Origin of the sequence: Nguyenibacter vanlangensis (assembly GCF_013376155.1) — a bacterium.
Classification (GTDB): Bacteria; Pseudomonadota; Alphaproteobacteria; order Acetobacterales; family Acetobacteraceae; genus Gluconacetobacter; species Gluconacetobacter vanlangensis.
On record NZ_JABXXP010000429.1, the window covers coordinates 1 to 2,485 of the forward strand.

The 2,485-nt window shown below is 70.7% G+C and carries 1 protein-coding gene; it reads left to right on the forward strand.

Translation table 11 applies throughout. The features are described from left to right. The coding region (gene mfd, locus HUK84_RS14895; protein ID WP_176640984.1) for a transcription-repair coupling factor at positions 1–2,370 on the forward strand (2,370 nt) is incomplete at its 5' end. Positions 2,371–2,485 lie beyond the last annotated feature (115 nt).

Here is a 2,485-nt window from a genome sequence, read left to right on the forward strand (position 1 = left end):
GAGGGGCGCGAGAACGTCTTCGCGCTGCTCGACGCCCAGGTCCGGCAATGGGCCGAGGTCGGACGCCGCGCCTACGTCTCCGCCTGGACCCGCGGTTCGCGCGAACGGATCGCCAGCCTGCTGCGCGAACACGGCATGCGGGTACGGGTGGTCGAAACCTGGTCGCGTGACCACGACATGCCGCCCGGCACGGTCGGGCTGACCATCATGGGGCTGGAACGCGGCTTCATCGCCGACAACATGGCCTTCGTCTCCGAGCAGGACCTGCTGGGCGAACGGATCGCCCGCCCGCCCCGCCGCCGCAGGAAGGCCGACCAGTTCATCGCCGAAGCCTCGGAAATCGCCGAGGGCGACCTGGTGGTCCACCAGGATTACGGCATCGGCCGCTATGACGGGCTCGAGACGATCGGCGTCGGCAGCGCGCCGCACGACTGCTTGCGCCTGATCTATGACGGGAACGAAAAACTGTTCCTGCCGGTGGAAAACATCGAATTGCTCAGCCGCTTCGGCTCCGACCAGGCCGGGGTCGCGCTGGACAGGCTGGGCGGCGCCTCGTGGCAGAACCGCAAGGCGAAGATGAAGCAGCGCATCCGCGACATGGCGGGTGAACTGATCCGCACCGCCGCCCTGCGCGCGCTGCGCGAAGCCCCCGCCCTGGCCCCGGGCGAAGGGCTGTGGGACGAATTCTGCGCCCGCTTCCCCTTCGTCGAGACCGAGGACCAGTCCCGCGCGATCGCCGACGTGCTGGAGGACATGGGCTCGGGCCGGCCGATGGACCGGCTGGTCTGCGGCGATGTCGGCTTCGGCAAGACCGAGGTCGCGCTGCGCGCCGCCTTCGTCGCCGCCCTGTCGGGGGCGCAGGTCGCGGTGGTGGTGCCCACCACCCTGCTGGCGCGGCAGCATTTCCGCACCTTCTCGGCCCGTTTCGCGGGCCTGCCGATCACGGTGGCGCAGCTCTCGCGCATGGTCACCGCCAAGGAGGCCGCCGCCGTGCGCAAGGGCCTGGCCGACGGCACGATCAACATCGTGGTCGGCACCCACGCGCTGCTGGCCAAGGGCGTCCAGTTCGCCGACCTGGAACTGCTGATCATCGACGAGGAACAGCATTTCGGCGTGGCCCACAAGGAGAAGCTGAAGGCGCTGCGCGAGGACGTGCACGTCCTCACCCTCTCGGCCACGCCGCTGCCCCGCACGCTCCAGCTCGCTCTGACCGGCGTGCGGGAAATGAGCCTGATCGCCACCCCGCCCACCGACCGGCTGGCGGTGCGCACCTTCATCATGCCCTTCGACAGCGTCGTGATCCGCGAGGCGATCCAGCGCGAGCGCTTCCGCGGCGGACAGATCTTCTGCGTCGTCCCGCGGATCGAGGACCTGGACCGCATGGCCGCGCGCCTGCACGACATCGTGCCCGACGCGCGGCTCGTCCAGGCCCATGGCCGCCTGACGCCGACCGAGCTGGAACGGGTCATGACCGAATTCGGCGACGGCAAATACGATATCCTGCTCTCCACCAACATCGTGGAAAGCGGGCTGGACATGCCGGCGGTCAACACGCTGATCATCCATCGCGCCGACATGTTCGGGCTGGGCCAGCTCTATCAGTTGCGCGGCCGCGTCGGGCGCGGCAAGCAGCGCGGCTATGCCTACCTGACCTGGCCGCAGACCCATGTCCTGTCCGCCGCGGCCGAAAAACGGCTGGAAGTCATGCAGACGCTGGACACGCTGGGCGCCGGCTTCACGCTCGCCTCGCACGATCTCGACCTGCGCGGCGCCGGCAACCTGCTGGGCGACGAGCAATCCGGCCATATCCGCGAGGTCGGGATCGAACTCTACCAGCAGATGCTCGAGGACGCGGTGGCCGAACTGCGCGTCGAGAAGGGCAAGCGCAAGCTCCAGGACCGCGACTGGACGCCCAACATCATCCTCGGCCTGCCGGTGCTGATCCCCGAGGGCTACGTGACCGACCTGCCGGTCCGGCTGGGCCTGTATCGCCGCATCGCCGCCCTGGCCAACGATGCCGAGATCGAGGCGATGGAGGCCGAACTGGTCGATCGCTTCGGCACGCCGCCCGACGAGGTCCGCAACCTGCTCGACGTCGTCACGCTCAAGCGCCTGTGCCGCGAGGCCGGCGTCGAACGGCTCGAAGCCGGGCCCAAGGGCATGGTGCTCCAGTTCCGCGGCAACAGCTTCGCCAATCCCGGCGGACTGGTCGGCTGGATCGCGACGCAGAAGGAAGCCAATGTCCGCCTGCGGCCCGACCACAAGCTGGCGCTGGTGCGCGAACTGACGAACGCCCAGCGCATCCGGCTGGCCAAGGACACGGTCCAGGCGCTCGGCCGTCTGGCGGCCGGGCAGGACAAGGCGGCCTGACGGGCGCGGCCCGTCACGGCCGCGGGGCGCCCGGGCCGCCGGGCCCGGGGGGCGCGCGGGGGGCGGGCGGGGCGCGGGGGGGGGGGGGGGGGGGCGGGGGGGGGGGGGGGGGGGG